The organism is Emticicia sp. TH156 (assembly GCF_002855535.1).
GTDB lineage: Bacteria > Bacteroidota > Bacteroidia > Cytophagales > Spirosomataceae > Emticicia > Emticicia fluvialis.
On record NZ_PKRS01000012.1, the window covers coordinates 135496 to 152970 of the forward strand.

Here is a 17475-nt window from a genome sequence, read left to right on the forward strand (position 1 = left end):
TATTTTCTACGAATAATCTTAAAATTTCAGAAATCAATACAGGAAAACTAAATTATTACCATATTTACGCATTCAACCTAAAAACCATGTTGTATGGAGCGCCTTTTCATTACCGATAAAATAAGCAAACTATTACCCAGCATTAAAGAATTTGTTGTCAATGAATTATATCCGCTGGAAACTACTGAAAATCTGACGCATAATTTCTCATACATAGAGCCTGTTCTTCAACAAAAGCGGGAACTTGTAAAAAAGGCGGGGCTATGGGGCTTGCATTTGCCTAAAGCTGACGGGGGACTTGAATTAAGCCTTTGCGAATTTGGACAGATTAGCGAAATACTGGCCATGACGCCCTTTGGCCATTTTGTGTTTAACACCCAGGCACCCGATATTGGCAATACCGAGCTGATGCACAAATATGCCCCAGCACATTTGAAAGACCAGTACCTGAAACCCCTGATGGACGGGGCTATCAGAAGTTGTTTTTCTATGACAGAGCCAGAATTTGCAGGCTCTAACCCTACCCGCATGGGAACCACTGCCGTAAAAGACGGAAACGATTATGTAATTAACGGGCACAAATGGTTTACGTCATCGGCTGATGGCGCCGCTTTTGCTATTGTAATGGCGGTAACGAGTCCGGATGCTGCGCCGCACAAAAGAGCCAGCCAGATACTGGTACCTACTGATGCCCCGGGCTTTACCCTTGTAAGAAACATACCGATTATGGGCCATGCCGGCGACAGCTGGGCAAGCCATGCCGAAGTTACGTATGAAAACGTGCGTGTGCCGCAGGCCAACCTCATTGGGGCAGAGGGTAGCGGTTTCTTACTGGCACAGGAAAGACTAGGACCCGGAAGAATACACCACTGTATGCGTTTTATTGGTATAGCCGAAAGAAGTTTTGAGCTGATGTGCCAATACGCCGTTTCAAGAGAGATGGAAGAAGGGATTGTTTTGGGCGAAAAACAGTTTATTCAGGGCTTTATTGCCGAAAGCCGTGCTGAGATTGATGCCGCCCGACTGCTGGTTTTAAGAACAGCCAAAAATATAGACGAGCAGGGTGCCGCAGCCGTGCGCGATGAGATATCTATGATAAAATTCTTTACGGCCAACATGATGCTGAGGGTAATTGACAGAGCAATACAGACGCACGGAGCGTTGGGCATGACCAACGACATACTGCTGGCACACTGGTACTCGCACGAAAGGGCTGCCCGTATTTATGATGGTGCCGATGAGGTGCACAAAGCCGCACTTGCCCGCGGTATTCTGAAAGGCTATGGGCTTGAAGTAAGAAAGAAATAACTTGAAGCTAGGCCTCATGCAGCACAATTCTGAAAGTAGTGCCTTTATCTGTTTGCGTTTCTTTCACAAAAAGTTTACCATCATGGTAGTTTTCAATAATACGCTTGGCAAGTGTTAAGCCAAGCCCCCAGCCTCTTTTTTTGGTACTGAACCCCGGCTTAAATATTTTACGCAGATTGGCCGGGGTAATACCCTTACCTGTATCGCGGACATCAATGGCTATCCTGCTTTTTGTTAAGGGCATAAGGCTTACAAATAATTCTCCTTTGCCGCTCATGGCATCAACTGCATTTTTGCAGAGGTTTTCTATTACCCATTCAAATAAATGCCGGTTTACTTCCACTCTGGTTTCGGCAGGTATGCGGCTTTCAAAATGAACTTTTACCTTGGTAGAAATTCTTCTTTCAAGATATTTCAACGACTGCTCAACCATTTCGGGCAATGTTTCCTGACTCATTTGCGGCACAGACCCGATATTTGAAAAACGGGTGGTGATAGTCTCCAGGCGTTTTACGTCTTTCTCCATTTCATCGCCAATAGACGTATCAAAATCAGGATTCGACCGCAATACCTCAACCCATGCCATCAAGGCCGAAATCGGAGTACCCAGCTGATGCGCTGTTTCTTTAGCCAACCCGACCCAGACACGGTTTTGTTCTGCCTTACGAGACGAACTGTAAGCAATATAAGCCATTGAACCAAAGACCAGAAACGTTGCCAGCAATATGTATGGGAAGTATCGTAATTGTTTTACTACTACCGAGTTGCTGTAATAAACATAGCCAATGTCTCTGCCTACCACAAACTGTATAGGCGGATGCTCCTGCCCCATAGCAGCTACCATTTTATACTTAAAATCCATTTTATCCTCTGCTGTCCATTTCTTTTTCTTGTCTTCCAGCTCGGGTATATTCTGCGAATACTCAGACGGCACACCGTTCAGAACTATTATCATAGGCACGGTTTCATTGGCTTCGAGCATTTCCTGTACGTAGGTATACTGGCAATCTTTTCCGTTCTCCTGAATGGTAAAGCCTATACCAGCTGCGTAGAGAGACGCATACTTCTTTTCACGGTCTTCAACCTGCTGCCCCAGCTGGTTAAAATAATACAATACGGCTGCACCTATTATCAGTAAAAGAAAAATCAGTACGAATCTCCAACCCGTTACCTGCTCATATATATTTACAAATACCTCTCTGCGTGCCATTTACTAAATAAGTTTGACTGGTTTTTATGATAAAACTGCGTATTTTTCAGATAATCTGCTAATTAACGCATAAAACTTTAACGATAACAGCACCATTTTTAGTTTGAGCCAACTCACATTACAGACAGATATACTTTGCACGGGGCAGAAGTATTTTGTTTTTTCACTATTTTTGCAATTATTATTGATATTTAACCTGTTTGCACTTATTTCTTTCGCCTGTAAATGGCTATTTTTAGACTCATATTTCAGTAATTTGTCTCGTCCGTAGCCCTGCTACGAACTCAAAAATTACTTCATCTGAGCAAAAAATATCTCATTTTCGGCACTAAATTAAAAGTTCAAACAGGTTTATTAAACCGCAATTTATGTCTGCCTACCATGTTCCTGTTATGTTAAAAGAATGCCTCGACGGCCTGAACATCAAGCCCGATGGTATTTATGTAGATGTAACATTTGGTGGAGGCGGCCATTCAAGGGCAATTCTGGAAAAACTCACCGCCGGCAAATTGTATGCTTTTGACCAGGACGCCGACGCCAAAGCAGAATCGAAACTGATAGATTCTAAAAACTTTACGTTTATTGATGCAAATTTCAGGAATATCAGGCAATACCTGCGTTTGTTTGGTGCAAAAAAAGTAGATGGTATTCTGGCCGACCTCGGTATTTCTTCGCATCAGATTGATACCCCCGAACGTGGCTTCTCAACCCGGTTTGATGCCGAGCTGGATATGCGGATGAACCAGAAAGCCGATATCACGGCCAAAAACATTGTAAATGAGTATTCGGTTGATCAATTACATAAAATACTGGGCATGTACGGAGAAATCCAAAACGCCCGCACTGCCGCTCAGGCCATTTATACAGCCCGCCTGAATAAAAGCATTGAAACCATAAATGATTTAAAGGGCATACTCAATAAATTTACTCCGCGCGGTAAAGAAAACAAGTATTTTGCACAGGTTTTTCAGGCATTGCGAATTGAGGTGAATCAGGAAATGGCAGTGCTGGAAGAGTTTCTTCAACAAACGCCCGAAGTATTGGAACCCGGTGGGCGATTGGTGGTGATGTCTTACCATTCGCTGGAAGACCGGCTGGTGAAAAACTTCATCAGAAGCGGTAAGTTTAGCGGTGAAGTTGAGAAAGATTTCTTCGGAAACGACATAAAACCTCTGGAAGCTGTAACAAGAAAAGCAATTGAAGCAGGCGCGGAAGAAATCGAGAGAAATCCACGAGCAAGAAGCGCTAAGTTGCGCATTGCTGAATGCCTTAAATAGAAGCATGAGATGATAAAAGTAAGCGTAGTGGTTTTAACTTATAAGCATGAGCCGTTTATTCGTAAAACCTTAGATTCTATTCTTAGCCAGAAGGTGAACTTTAGTTTTGAAGTAATAGTGGGTGACGATGCGTCGCCAGATAACACGGCCGCTATTATAAAAGAATATCATCAGAAATACCCGAACATAATTGTACCGCTGCTGCATGAAAAAAACCTGGGTGGCTTTGGTAAAAATAATACATTGGTGGCCCTTGAAGTAGCAAAAGGACAATACATTGCACCAATGGATGGCGATGACTACTGGACAGACGATAACAAGCTGCAAGAGATGGCTGATTTTCTGGACACCAACCCTGATTATGTGGCCTGTTTTCATAATGCCGAAATCATTTTTGATGATGATTCTCATCCGAATCAGTTCGTGAACCCTCCAGACCAGAAAGAAATAGTTTCCATTGAAGATTTTATTGGTGAAGACGAAGTCTGGTTTATAGCCACTTCGGCCATTTTGTTTCGTCATGGAGTTATTACCAATTATCCGAAATGGTTTCATGAATCAAAAAGCGGCGACATCCCGCGTTATATCCTGTTGGGTAAAAACGGAGGCAAGTTCAGGTACATAAATAAGGTGATGTCAGTCTACCGAAAAAATCGCCACAGCGGCATGAGCTTCACCGACGGCTATGCCGATGCAGAATTTCTGGAAAACCGTATTGGAATGTACCGCGGTATAGATGAAGAGCTAAACCGCCGGTTTCATACCACGCTCAACAAGAATATTGCCCGTTATTACCGAATGCTTTTAGACAGCAGGCAGTATGCCAACACCTACTTCAAAAAGGTTTTTGCAGCTATTCAATACCTGCGTTTAGCAAAACCGTCTTATGCAACTAAAAAGGAAATAATCCGCGATTATATACTACCGGTATGGCTTGTAAGTACCTATAGTTTTTTTGCGTTATTGCCACATCGACTCAAAAAAAACCAATAATACGGCATGGAATCTACCAGACCCCAAGTAAGTGTTTGTGTTCCTACATATAACCATGAATCGTTTATAAGGCAGACATTAGATGGTATACTGAGCCAAAAAACTGATTTTAGCTATGAAATTGTAATAGGTGATGATGCCTCTACCGATAATAATCAGACCATTATCAGAGAATACATAGCGCAGCACCCACAGCTATTCAATGCTTTTCTTCATCAGGAAAACCAGGGGCCAACAGAACCTAAAGAGTTTGCAGGGCGCAATAATGTATTAGGTATCATAAAAGCCTGCAAAGGCGATTATGTGGCCTTGTGCGAGGGAGATGACTACTGGACAGACCCCCTGAAGCTGCAAAAGCAGTTTGATTTTATGGAGGCCAATAAGAGCTATATGATTTGCCACCATAATATGCAGGTGATATATGAAGATCATTCGCCGGGGCATTTTTTCAATACCTCAGACCAGAAGATGCACTCAACCATTCAGGATATTCTGGAAGACCGATGGTTTATTGCTACTGCCAGCACCTTTTACAGAAACTATTTCCGCGACCATGATTTTGCAGCATGGCACAGCCGTGCCGCCGCCGGCGACTGGGCATTGGTGATACAACTGGCCGCGCAGGGCGACATTCATTATATACCAGAGCCGATGGGTGTGTACCGTAAACACAGAGGCGGGCTAAGCAATGTACAGTCGGCCACAAATGTAGGGTTTCTGAAAAACAGAAAACAAATGTTTGCCGATGTGAACGAATGGCTGGATTATAGATTCGATGCCACCATTGCCGAAACAAACAGGAGATACGACGAACAAATTCAAGCACACGAGCATAATTTTTCCTAATTTTGTGAGTTACCGGTTTCTGAACGGGGGTAGAGTCCAAAAACAGAAGATGCTTTTTTATGAAAATAACCATTGTTACACCACTTTTTAATGACTGGGACTGCTTGTATCAACTCGCTGAACAAATACATCTGGTATTGGCTAACACCGAATACAGCAACTACCAGATACTAGTAGTAGACGACTGCTCAAGTCTGGAAGTAAACATAGACAAACTAAAAGGGCACCCCCTTGAAATTCTACACCTAAACAAAAACCTTGGCCACCAGAAAGCAATAGCCATTGGGCTGTCTTACCTGAATGTAAATTATGACAGCGACTTTGTGGTGGTAATGGATGTAGATGGTGAAGACCAACCCGAGCATTTACCTTTGCTACTTGCAGAAGCTATAAAAAGCAACGGAAAAGAAATTGTTTTTGCCCGCCGCACCAAACGTAATGAGAGCTTCTTCTTCAAGGTTTTTTACAAAATATATAAGTACATTTTTATTCTTTTAACCGGTAAGATAATCAACTTTGGTAATTTTTCAGTTATTCCGCTTAAACTGCTTAACAAGGTTACGCACGTATCTGACATCTGGAACCACTACCCCGGTGGCATTATCCGGTCAAGGCTAACGTACAAATCGGTTGGGCTTGAAAGAGGAGAGAGATACACGGGCAAGTCAAAGATGAACTATACCTCATTGGTTATACATGGCCTGAGCGCCATTGCGGTTTATATTGACACCGTTTCGGTTAGGCTAATGATAGCCATTTCATTACTTATTATGGTGGCCATTGCAAGCATTATTATTGTTTTTGCCTATAGTGTATACATCCCGATGTGGGGCGTATTGCTGTTTTTAGGTATATTGATGCAGGCCTTTCTAAGTTCTCTGATTCTGGTTTTTACGGTACTGTCATATCGTGTAAATTTCAATTTTCTTCCTGCAGTGCATTTTCAGGATTACGTGGGGTCTGTCGAGAAAGTTTAGGTTGAGGGCTACACCACCTTTTAGCATGTTCTTTTATGAAAAAAAAGTTAGGTATTTATATTCTGGTGTTGGTTCCTATGGTAGCATTTTACGCTTTTGCGTTCAAAAATGCGTTTAACATAGGCTGGAACGACGACTGGCACGGCATAGAGGGTTTTCTGGCCAGCTGGATGCAACAAAGCACCATGGGCGAAAAGATAACACTGCTTTTTTCGCAGATGTGCGAACACCGCATAATCTATGTAAGGCTTAGCACATTAATATGCTACCAGTTGTTTGGCGAAGTTAACTATAAGATTTTAATGCTGATGGGCGTGGCTCATTTGCTCATTCTTCCCTTTGTTTTTTATCGGTTGCTTCGCGAAATAAATCTTGGAGTAGCCTATTTAATACCTATTCTGTTCATTATTTTCAATACCCAACCTATTGAAAACATCTTCTGGGCTATTACTTCATTGCAGCCTAATGTGGTTATTATTTTTGGCCTATGGGGTTTTAGTCTGCTTTTATTCAATAAGCAATTATGGGCTTTTTATTTAAGCATTGTTCTGTTCTTTATAGCCATGTTTACTAATGGCAATGGTATGTTTGCATTTCTGGCGGCCATACCCATTTTACTATACACCCGCTCGAGAAACGAGAAAATACAGTATTTTGTATTCTTGGTATTCAGTTTCTGGCTTTATTTTTATGATTTTGAGAAACCGGGCATACGACCGGATGTAAAGGTGAACATCACACAGTTTCCACATATTATCATAGGAGATTTCTTTGCCTTTTTCGGCTCTCCTATTGACAGCACCGTTCAGTTTTACAATGTCACGCTTAAACATGTGATAGCCATTTCAGCCGGAGTACTTCTGGTTGGCTGGCTGGCTGTGCAGTTATTCACCTTTTTGTATTATCGTTTTTTACCAAAGGCTAAGAAGGACACCACTAACTGGTTTTACAGACTGTATACCCGATTGCTACAGCACCCCAAATTTAATCTTTACCTCTTAGCTGCCTTTATTTTTGTGGGCTTAAGCGGGGCAGCTTTTTCGGTATCACGAGCCAGCCAGGGTTTAGAACAAGCATTTGCCAGCCGTTACAAAACGGTTTCTATTATTTTGTTTGTAATAGTTTACCTGAGTTTTTTCAATGTAGTGGCAGTTGCACAGTGGAAAAAGTATCTCCGGATTTCAATACTTGTAGCCATTTTATTCAGTCTTTTTTCTTATTACGAAAGCCTGGACGAAGTTGAAAAACACAGGCGTTTCTTTGGAACTACCATTCTGAACTGGAAAAACAACGGCCGTTATTACTACTATGCCTTTGAGAACTCACGCAATCCGGACGACCACGTGCCTATTAACCATTATCAACGGTTACCTATACCGCCTTTCAACTACGCGGGTTTTGTGCCGGGCATTATGAAATATGTGAACGACATACTTTGGATAAGCCGTGTACATTTCAAAAACTATACGCCTCCCGCAGAGATTGATATTATGAATAAAGCGCTATATGAAAACCAGATTGCCAATACCAGTACAGAAATGGTGAAGGTTACCGACTACTCTAATTCAATTCATATAGAATTGGAAAACACGTTTGTTCCGCTTGGTACAAGATATGATGGCTATTATGCCATTTTCACGAATGAAAAGAACCGTCTGGCATTTACATTAGAAGCGCCTGCCAATAAATTGAGTACTTTTTTGGGAACGCACCAATTCTATAACAGCCGGATTGATGCCATAGTAGCCAAACCCGATTTGCCCGTTGGCACGTTTAGCATGAAGATAGGCAAACTGGAAAATGGCAGGTTTAAAGTCATTAAAGAGCAAACAATCAACATTCAATAAATTAAGATATTAAAAGCTGATATGAAATTAAACATCATAGGTGGTGGCATGACCGGTCTGGCGGCTGCATACGTTGCAGCCAAACAGGGCATTAAGGTTACCGTAATTGAAGGCAGCGATAAATTTGGCGGGCTACTCAATACTTTTGAGATTGGCGGTAACCATTTGGAGTATTATTACCACCATTTCTTTACGCAAGATGCCGAGCTACGTTGGTTGTTGCAAGACCTTGGCATTGCTGATAAAGCCTTCTATAAAAAAACCACTATGGGGGTTTTCAGAAATGGAAAAATATATGATTTTAATTCACCAGTTGATTTACTGAAGTTTAAGCCCGTAGGTTTTATAGGCAAAATCCGTTTTGGATTAACCAGTATTTTTTTGGGTAAACTGGCCAAGTGGCGAGAGAACGAAGGCACCCCTACCCTGGAATGGTTTTATAAATGGGCAGGGCGAGATATAACAGATGCCCTCTGGAAACCCATGCTCAATATCAAATTCGGGCCTTATGCAGGGCAGGTACCGTTGTCGTGGATGATTGGCCGGATGGCTCAAAGACTAGGCTCAAGGAAATCGGGAGACGAGCGCCTGGGCTATATTCAGGGAAGTTGGAAAACCCTGATAGAAACGCTTCTGAAAAGATTGGATGAAATGGGCGTGGAACTCATCAAAAATGAACCCGTTGAAGAATTTAAGATTGAAAATAAAGAGATAAAAGGTATAAAAACCAAAAATCTAAACATTGAAGGAGACAAGTTCCTGCTGACTATACCTTCTATTTATTTCGATAAAATCAAAAACTCTCCACTTGATGCCAATGGCATTGAGTATTTCGGTGCAGTGTGTACAATTCTGGAAATGAAAAAATCGTTCAGCCATATTTACTGGATGAACGTGGCCGACCAGGGTTTCCCGTTTGGTGGGGTAATTGAGCACACCAATTTTATTCCGAAAGAGCAATACAATGGCTCACATATTCTGTACTTATCCCGCTACTTTGCCATGAGTGAAGACCTGGCGAAAATGAGTAATGAAGAAATCAAAGACCTGATGATTCCGCCTTTGAAACGCATTAATCCGGAGTTCTCAGAAGACTGGATAAAAAATGTGTACATCTTCAAAACCAATACAGCTGCAACTGTATGCGATTTGAATTTCTCTGAAAAAGTACCGGCTTGCGAGACCCCAACCAAAAATCTGTACATAGCCAATATGGCTCATATTTACCCTGACGAAAGAAGTACCAACAACTCTATCAGAGTTGCGGCCGAAGCCTGTAAAGTAATGGGCATAAATGCCGATTTTGTACCTTACGGAGCGTCTCTTTCAGGCCAGATAGGTTTTTAAGAATTAGACAAATAAGATAAGTATTCAGGAGACTGCCATAAACCGGCGGTCTCTTTTTTTATTGTTTGTTTTTACAATCCAATTTGGGCGTACTTCAATTTTATGGTATGCCCATAAAGTTTGTCTTTCCTATACCACTCTTTTCAGTTTTTGTTCGTCTATACCCACAATACACAATGTTTCTTTTCTAAAACAACCACCAATATGAATAAACCCATAGTTCAATTGTTATTTTTAACAGTTTTATCACTATTTCAATCATGTAAAACTGACGAACTCACAAAAACCGCGAGCATTTCTGCACTCGATTGTTCAAAAGCAGTATTCTCGGCAAACGCAACCAGCGGGGTATCTTTTACGGCTACTGCCAATGTTCCTTATTCAGGCGGAAACGCCGCTGAATATCCCCAAGGTACAGCTGTTGCCTCAACTGGTGTAACCGGATTAACAGCTACTTTATCGGCAGGCACTTTAGCTAATGGAAGCGGAAGTGCCAGCTTTATTATCACCGGAACACCCGCCACTGCGGGAACGGCCAGCTTTCCGATTGAATTAGGCGGACAAACCTGTACATTATCCTTAGCGGTTACTCAATCTCAGGCCAGTATTGCCAGTCTGACGAGTTCAACTGCACTGGCTGCCGGAACAAGCGAAACTGCCTATTCTGGCACAATCACATTGGCCTATACTGGTGGTAACGGTGGTTTTTATGATGCTTCAACGGTTTCTTCAACCGGAGTAGAAGGATTAACAGCCACATTAACAGCCGGAACATTGGCTAATGGCTCAGGCAGCCTGACCTATACCATTTCTGGTACGCCTACCTCAGCCGGAACCGCCATATTTAATATTAGCTTTGGCGGCCAAACCACTACGCTTACTTTGGCCATAGCAGCCGGCACAGCAGGTATAGCGAATCCGGCCAAAGATACAGTGGTGATAGCTTATTCAGGTACCAGTGCAGCAGTAAACAACGCATTCATCAACGATGGCGTTAGTGTAGCCGTAAATGGTGCCGACGTAACCGTAACCTCTAAAAACACGACCAAAGAAATTGTGTATCTGCTATCAGGCGCAGCCACCAAAGGTAGTTTCAAGATTTACAGCGAATATAAGTTCAATATAACCATGAAAGGTCTTAACCTGACCAACAGCAGCGGCCCTGCCATAAATATACAGTCAGGCAAAAAGGCAACAATTAATATACTGAACGGAACCACTAACGCGCTGACAGACGGCGCTACTTATACGAGCAGCAGTGAAGACCAGAAAGGAACATTCTTCAGCGAAGGGCAACTGAATTTTATGGGTACTGGTACACTCAATATAACCGGAAACTACAAGCACGCCATAGTTTCAGACGATTATATTTATGTAAAAGAATCTAATATCATTGTAAAATCGGCAGTAAAAGATGGCATACATGCCAATGATTACTTTGTGATTGATAACGGAACCCTCAACGTAACCGCTACAAGCGATGGTATTGTGGCAGAAGAAGGGTACGTGTCTATTAACGGTGGCTCGGTAACTGTTAATAGTGTAGACGATGGCATAAGCGCACAGTATGACGGAACAGACGCAGGGATTACACCCTATGTTTCAATTAAAGGCGGAACTGTAAAAATAACCACCACCGGCGACAAAGGCAACGCCATCAAAAGCACCAGTTACACCTCAATCGGTACAGCAGATGCCGTTACCCTAACCGTGAGCGGAAAAGGCGCTAAAGGTATTAAAACAGATGGCGACTTCACGCTTTCGGCAGGTACAGTAAAAATAACCGTATCAGGTGCAGCTTATTATGTAACTGACGATGCTGACATTGCTGCTTCAGCCGGTATCAATTGCGATAAAAACCTGGCTATTAAAGGTGGTAATCTTACTATTACCAACACCGGTACCGGTGGCAAAGGCATAACTGTGGACGGTACTGCCACTATTAGCGGAGGTGCCACTGTTATTTCGGCCACAGGAAGCAAATATACTTATAGCAGTTCGCAAACCAGTGAAGCCAAAGGCTTTAAGAGCGATGGCAGTTTCATAATCACCAATGGCGAATTGAATATTGCTGCCACTGATGATGGCATTAAATCAGAAACCAGTGTTACGGTGAGCAACGGTACTATTAATATCACCAAATCGACAGAGGGAATTGAAGCGCCAACCATTACTTTTGATGGAGGCATAACCAATGTAACTGCGTCAAACGATGGTATTAATGTTACGAAAGGAACGGTTTCTGGCGGAACAGAATCAAATGACGGAAGCAATCTGTTCATTAACAATGGTATCTTAATAGTTGCCGGGAGCGATGCGATAGACAGCAATGGCAACATTACCATTAAAGGCGGTATAACCATTGTAAACGGCCCTACCAATCAACCCGAAGAAGCCATAGATGTAAACGGCACATTTCTTGTAAACGGAGGCACGCTGATTGCAGCAGGTTCAAGTTCAAATATGTCGAAGGCGATGGGGGCAGCCTCAACCCAGGTAGGCATGTTCGTCAAATCGAGCACCCAACTGGCCGCTTCTTCATTGCTGCATATTGAAAATGCATCCGGCACAGAGCTGGTTACTTTCAAACCTAAAAATGCCACTTATTATTTCCACTTCTCTTCACCTGGGTTATTAAAAAATACGCAGTATAAAATTTACTTTGGCGGAAGCTATACAGGAGGCAGTTTTACAGGCAATTCATCAGGATGGGGTTTATATACCGGAGGTACCTACTCTACTTCCGGTGCCACTTTGAAAAGTACTACCACCACATCGGCATCCAGCACGGTAAATACGATTACTTTCTAATCAGGTTAAATCTTTTTGCAGGGGTTGCCAGGTAATTGGCAGCTCCTTTATTTTATTAACGATAGCAACAGGCAATTATCAGAAATGCTTGTTTCAGGCATTTTTAGCGCTTTCAAACGCGACCAAATTAATGAGGGAAACATTTTTGAAAAATAATACAATAATTTTTCAAACACGAAACTTTTCATGAACACTGGTCGTTTTAACATCATACGCGCTGAAAGAGCCAAAGTCCTGCCCCACACGCAGGACTTTTTTATGTCTATATTTTTCTTCTTTGCCCTTTTGTATTTTAAATAATCTATCTTTGCGATTTAAAGATTGCACTAAGCCCCTGTTATAATGATTTCTATTGTCATTCCGATTTTTAACGAAGAAGAAAACCTGCAAAATCTTTATAATCGACTAACCTCTGCCGCTCCGTCATGGGGTGAGGATTATGAAATTGTATTGGTAGATGACGGCTCAAGAGATCAATCTTTAACCATGATGCGGGTGATGGCCGCAAAAGACCCTCGCGTTAAGGTGGTAAAACTTTCGCGCAATTTCGGGCATCAACCTGCCATTTCTGCCGGTATAAAAGTTGCTAAGGGTGATGCCGTTGTGATAATGGATGGCGATTTGCAGGATCCCCCGGAAGAACTCAACCGTTTTTTAAATAAATGGCGTGAAGGCTATGAGGTTGTATATGCTGTGAGAACAAAACGAAAAGAAGGATTCTTTAAGAAAGTAGCTTACTCGGCATTTTACAGAATTCTGGCCTGGATATCAGACATTGAAATTCCGTTAGACTCAGGAGATTTTTGTGTAATGGACAGAAAAGTAGTAAATGTGTTGGTAGAAGAAATGCCGGAACAGATCCGATTTGTGAGAGGTATGCGTGCCTATGCGGGCTTTAAACAAGTGGGTGTTACTTATGAAAGAGCAGAAAGGGCAGCAGGAGAAGTAAAATATACTTTCAAGAAACTTATCCAACTGGCGCTTGACGGCCTATTCGGGTTTTCGAGTTTCCCGCTTCGGTTAGCTACTTACATGGGCTTTCTAATCTCTATCCCTTCGTTTATTCTGGGCACATTCTTTATATTACACCGTTTAATAGGCTTTAAGGTGTTCGGGCATGCACCCGAAGAAACACCGGGCACGGCTTCACTGGCAGTAGGTATGTACTTTCTGAGTGGTGTAATTCTGATTATACTGGGTATTCTTGGCGAATACATAGGTAGAATTTACATTGAAGTAAAAAAGCGCCCTTTCTTTGTAATTGATGAGGTAATTGAAAATAAATAACGTTTATAACTAGAAATAATATTGTGCCATGCTCTGCCAGGAGGTGGCATTTTTTGTTTGGGGCGACAGCCCTCTGCCATAAAACAGTTGGTGCGAATAGAAGCCCCCGACACAGATTACCAATCTGTGATACAGACACAACAATATAATTTAATGCTGTTTTGGCCAATCCGTTTGATTATTTTCTAACTTTGTGACTCTGATTTAAATAATAAATAATGCTTACTCATACACTTAAACTCCGAAAACCTCTTGCCGTAATTGACCTCGAAACAACAGGAGTGAATATTACCAAAGACAGAATTGTGGAATTGTGTATTGCCAAAGCCAAACTTGACGGAACCGTTGAGGTAAAGACAAAACTGATTAACCCGGGGATTCCGATTCCGATTGAAACAAGCCTGATTCATGGAATTTATGATGAAGACGTAAAAGATGCCCCCACTTTCAAGCAAATCGGGAAATCGCTGGCTCAGTTTATTGAAGGTTGCGACCTGGCCGGTTTTAACAGCAACCGTTTTGATGTACCCATGCTGGTTGAGGAGTTTCTACGCATTGATGTAGATTTTGACATTAAAAACCGCAAGTTGATTGATGCGCAGAGGATTTTTCATTTAATGGAACCCCGAACGTTATCGGCAGCCTACAGATTCTATTGCAACAAAACCCTTGAAGGCGCCCATAGTGCAGAGGTGGATACACTGGCTACACTTGAGGTACTGTGCTCGCAGGTTGAAAAATATGAGGGTGTAAAACTGAAAAACGACAAAGGTGAAGAATACGAGCCTGTTAAAAACGACATGGACGCCCTGCACCTCTTAACGTCGGCCAATATTGTAGACTTTGCACAACGGATGACCCTGAACAGCAAAGGCGAAGTATTGTTTAATTTTGGCAAACACAATGGCAAACCGGTAAAAATGGTATTGAAAAATGAGCCACAGTATTACGATTGGATGATAAACGGAGATTTCCCGCTTGACACCAAAAGAAAATTAACCGAAATAAAGCTGAAAATGATGATAGAAAAATAGTTTTTGCGTTTAAAAACACCGTTTTTCTTCTATTTTTAACAGCAATTTATATGAAACCAGCCAGCCGTTAAAATTCAGGCTGATAATTGTTTATTGATAATTGTTCATTATTTTTGCGAAAAATTTTTCGGAAAAACAATCACAAATCTGCAGATGCAAAATAAAATACCAGACATTATCCAGACCGTCCCATTGCTCAATTATGTCTTATTGGCAAGTATTTTATTCATCATTGGCGTAGTGGGAGTATTGATACGCCGCAATGCAATCATCATATTTATGTCTATTGAGCTGATGCTCAATGCGGTTAATCTTTTACTGATTACGTTTTCGTCATACAGAGCAGACCCCTCAGGGCAGGTTTTTGTATTCTTTATTATGGCAGTAGCCGCGGCTGAAGTAGCCGTTGGGCTGGCAATTATTGTGATGATCTATAGAAATATCCGCTCTATTGATGTTGGTTTGTTGGATAAACTGAAGTGGTAATTGCCCTTCAGAATTTAGATATAATAGTTTTTAAACCTTATTCATGCCTTTGAGGCTGAGGCTATTAATATATGTCAATCATTACTCTAATACCTTTATTTCCACTCATTGGTTTTTTAATCAACGGTCTTGGTTTTCGTAAAATCTCAAAAAGCATAGCCGGACCCATAGGTGTTGGGGCTTCATTACTATCATTTATTGGTACTATAATAGCCTACACCCAATTTGCAGAAACCAATCAGCCTATCATTGTCAATGTTTTCGACTGGATTACCGTCGGCACGTTACAGATTAACTTCGCTTTTCAGATAGACCAGCTTTCCATTCTGATGCTCTTTGTCATTACCGGTGTGGGTACGCTCATACACCTGTATTCAATGGGCTATATGCATGATGATGAAGGATATGGCAAGTTTATGTCATTCCTTAACCTGTTCCTTTTCTCAATGCTTTTATTGGTGATGGGGTCCAACTACATCGTAATGTTTATCGGTTGGGAAGGCGTAGGGTTGTGTTCGTACCTGCTTATTGGTTTCTGGAACAAAAATACCGAATACGGTAATGCCGCAAGAAAAGCCTTTATCATGAACCGCATTGGTGACCTGGGCTTTCTGATTGGTATTTTCCTGATTATCATTAACTTCGGTACAGTAGAATATGCAGAGGTTTTTGACAAAGCCAAAGGCTTAAGTGTTGGCAATGGCGCTATTATTGCCATTACCGGCTTTTTGTTTATAGGTGCCATGGGTAAATCGGCGCAGATTCCGTTGTACACCTGGTTACCTGATGCCATGGCTGGCCCTACTCCGGTTTCGGCCCTTATTCACGCCGCTACCATGGTTACGTCAGGTATTTACATGATTGTACGCTCAAATATTTTATATACGCTATCACCTGCCACACTTGAATTTGTTGCCTGGATAGGTGTGGCAACTGCTGTGCTTGCGGCTACCATCGGTATCTTTCAGAACGACATCAAAAAGGTATTGGCCTATTCAACCGTTAGCCAGTTAGGCTATATGTTTATGGCATTGGGGGTATCAGCCTATACGTCTGGTTTCTTCCATGTGGTTACGCACGCGTTTTTCAAAGCGTTGTTATTCCTTGGCGCAGGTAGTGTGATTCATGCCATGGGTGGTGAGCAGGACATCCGCCGGATGGGTGGTTTGTGGAGCAAAATTAAAATTACGGCAATAACCTTCCTGATTGGTACGATTGCTATCTCAGGTATTCCGCCTTTTGCCGGTTTCTTCTCAAAAGATGAAATCCTTGCCCATGTTTACGAGCATAGCAAAATTATGTGGGTGCTGGCTGTGGCTGGCTCAATGATGACAGCCTTTTATATGTTCCGTCTTTTCTTCCTTACTTTTACAGGGTCGTTCAGAGGCACCCATGAGCAAGAGCATCATTTGCACGAATCGCCTGCGAGCATGACCATTCCCTTAATGGTTCTGGCTGCTTTATCAGTAGTGGGTGGTTTTATAGGTATGCCTGAAATCTTCCATTTCCCTCATGCGCTTGCCAACTTCCTGAACCCGATTTATGAAGGATCAAAAGCGGTTAATCCAGAATTTGGAGGCCATCCGGTAGACCATTCAACAGAGTGGATGTTAATGGGTATTTCTGTAGCTGCAGCAGTTATTTCAATATTTGTGGCCTATACCCGATTTGGCAACAGCAAAAATGTACCGGTTGAAGACAGCGAAATTACTGGCATTCAGAAAGTTATCTATAACAAGTATTATATTGACGAAATTTACCAGGCTGTATTCGTGAATCCGATAAAAGGATTGTCTAATCTGTTTTCAGGTATTTTCGAGCCGAAAGGATTCGACGGTATCGTAAACGGCGTAGGTGGTTTTGTGAACTCGTTCAGCAATGCGGCCCGTAAATTACAGGCCGGTGGTACAGGCTTCTATTTGTTTGCCATGGTTATCAGCATCGCGGTTATTATCGGTATTAATCTGGGCTTTCAGGTTCTGGAAACAATTAAAGCAATTGTTGGAATAAAATAACCCATTATTTCAACCAAACATTACGACTTAAAAATTA

The 17475-nt window shown here is 42.0% G+C and carries 13 protein-coding genes; 12 read left to right on the forward strand and 1 reads right to left on the reverse strand.

What is annotated here, in order from left to right; translation table 11 throughout:
• The first annotated feature begins 93 nt into the window (after positions 1–93).
• Positions 94–1308 carry an acyl-CoA dehydrogenase family protein gene (locus C0V77_RS20370; RefSeq protein WP_101728230.1) on the forward strand — a complete coding sequence of 405 codons (1215 nt, stop codon included), beginning with the start codon at positions 94–96 and terminating at the stop codon, positions 1306–1308.
• Positions 1309–1315: 7 nt separating this feature from the next.
• On the opposite strand, the gene C0V77_RS20375 is transcribed toward C0V77_RS20370, so the two are convergent.
• Entirely contained in the window at positions 1316–2518 is a 1203-nt protein-coding gene (locus tag C0V77_RS20375) for a PAS domain-containing sensor histidine kinase (protein ID WP_101728231.1), read from the reverse strand.
• Between the two features lie 368 nt (positions 2519–2886).
• Between C0V77_RS20375 and rsmH the strand changes: the two genes are divergently transcribed.
• The 11 genes from rsmH to nuoL all read left to right on the forward strand — a co-directional run bounded on the left by rsmH (position 2887) and on the right by nuoL (position 17438).
• A complete protein-coding gene (rsmH, locus tag C0V77_RS20380; protein WP_101728232.1) occupies positions 2887–3795 on the forward strand; it encodes a 16S rRNA (cytosine(1402)-N(4))-methyltransferase RsmH in 909 nt (302 codons plus the stop codon).
• A gap of 9 nt (positions 3796–3804) precedes the next feature.
• Entirely contained in the window at positions 3805–4788 is a 984-nt protein-coding gene (locus tag C0V77_RS20385) for a glycosyltransferase (protein WP_101728233.1), read from the forward strand.
• Between the two features lie 6 nt (positions 4789–4794).
• Positions 4795–5634, forward strand: a complete 840-nt coding sequence (locus tag C0V77_RS20390) for a glycosyltransferase (RefSeq protein ID WP_101728234.1) — start codon at positions 4795–4797, stop codon at positions 5632–5634.
• Between the two features lie 59 nt (positions 5635–5693).
• A complete protein-coding gene (locus C0V77_RS20395; protein WP_101728235.1) occupies positions 5694–6611 on the forward strand; it encodes a glycosyltransferase in 918 nt (305 codons plus the stop codon).
• Positions 6612–6646: 35 nt separating this feature from the next.
• Positions 6647–8458, forward strand: a complete 1812-nt coding sequence (locus C0V77_RS20400; protein WP_101728236.1) for a hypothetical protein — start codon at positions 6647–6649, stop codon at positions 8456–8458.
• Positions 8459–8479: 21 nt separating this feature from the next.
• The gene (locus C0V77_RS20405) at positions 8480–9805 is read left to right on the forward strand and encodes an NAD(P)/FAD-dependent oxidoreductase (RefSeq protein WP_101728237.1); all 1326 of its coding nucleotides are present in this window, start codon (positions 8480–8482) and stop codon (positions 9803–9805) included.
• A gap of 204 nt (positions 9806–10009) precedes the next feature.
• Positions 10010–12616 (forward strand): carbohydrate-binding domain-containing protein, encoded by a 2607-nt coding sequence (locus tag C0V77_RS20410; protein WP_101728238.1) that lies wholly within the window; start codon positions 10010–10012, stop codon positions 12614–12616.
• Between the two features lie 342 nt (positions 12617–12958).
• Entirely contained in the window at positions 12959–13903 is a 945-nt protein-coding gene (locus C0V77_RS20415; protein ID WP_101728239.1) for a glycosyltransferase family 2 protein, read from the forward strand.
• Positions 13904–14121: 218 nt separating this feature from the next.
• Complete coding sequence (locus C0V77_RS20420; protein ID WP_101728240.1) at positions 14122–14937, forward strand: 3'-5' exonuclease; 816 nt, start codon at positions 14122–14124, stop codon at positions 14935–14937.
• 153 nt (positions 14938–15090) lie between these two features.
• The gene (nuoK, locus tag C0V77_RS20425; RefSeq protein WP_101728284.1) at positions 15091–15423 is read left to right on the forward strand and encodes an NADH-quinone oxidoreductase subunit NuoK; all 333 of its coding nucleotides are present in this window, start codon (positions 15091–15093) and stop codon (positions 15421–15423) included.
• A 71-nt stretch (positions 15424–15494) separates the two neighbouring features.
• A complete protein-coding gene (gene nuoL / locus C0V77_RS20430; protein ID WP_101728241.1) occupies positions 15495–17438 on the forward strand; it encodes an NADH-quinone oxidoreductase subunit L in 1944 nt (647 codons plus the stop codon).
• Positions 17439–17475: the final 37 nt, after the last annotated feature.

Excerpts from the sequence above, each read along its gene's own strand:
- C0V77_RS20370 (WP_101728230.1), top strand. The coding sequence starts at position 94 with ATGGAGCGCCTTTTCATTACCGATAAAATAAGCAAACTATTACCCAGC.
- C0V77_RS20375 (WP_101728231.1), bottom strand. The coding sequence starts at position 2,518 with ATGGCACGCAGAGAGGTATTTGTAAATATATATGAGCAGGTAACGGGT.
- rsmH (WP_101728232.1), top strand. The coding sequence starts at position 2,887 with ATGTCTGCCTACCATGTTCCTGTTATGTTAAAAGAATGCCTCGACGGC.
- C0V77_RS20385 (WP_101728233.1), top strand. The coding sequence starts at position 3,805 with ATGATAAAAGTAAGCGTAGTGGTTTTAACTTATAAGCATGAGCCGTTT.
- C0V77_RS20390 (WP_101728234.1), top strand. The coding sequence starts at position 4,795 with ATGGAATCTACCAGACCCCAAGTAAGTGTTTGTGTTCCTACATATAAC.
- C0V77_RS20395 (WP_101728235.1), top strand. The coding sequence starts at position 5,694 with ATGAAAATAACCATTGTTACACCACTTTTTAATGACTGGGACTGCTTG.
- C0V77_RS20400 (WP_101728236.1), top strand. The coding sequence starts at position 6,647 with ATGAAAAAAAAGTTAGGTATTTATATTCTGGTGTTGGTTCCTATGGTA.
- C0V77_RS20405 (WP_101728237.1), top strand. The coding sequence starts at position 8,480 with ATGAAATTAAACATCATAGGTGGTGGCATGACCGGTCTGGCGGCTGCA.
- C0V77_RS20410 (WP_101728238.1), top strand. The coding sequence starts at position 10,010 with ATGAATAAACCCATAGTTCAATTGTTATTTTTAACAGTTTTATCACTA.
- C0V77_RS20415 (WP_101728239.1), top strand. The coding sequence starts at position 12,959 with ATGATTTCTATTGTCATTCCGATTTTTAACGAAGAAGAAAACCTGCAA.
- C0V77_RS20420 (WP_101728240.1), top strand. The coding sequence starts at position 14,122 with ATGCTTACTCATACACTTAAACTCCGAAAACCTCTTGCCGTAATTGAC.
- nuoK (WP_101728284.1), top strand. The coding sequence starts at position 15,091 with ATGCAAAATAAAATACCAGACATTATCCAGACCGTCCCATTGCTCAAT.
- nuoL (WP_101728241.1), top strand. The coding sequence starts at position 15,495 with ATGTCAATCATTACTCTAATACCTTTATTTCCACTCATTGGTTTTTTA.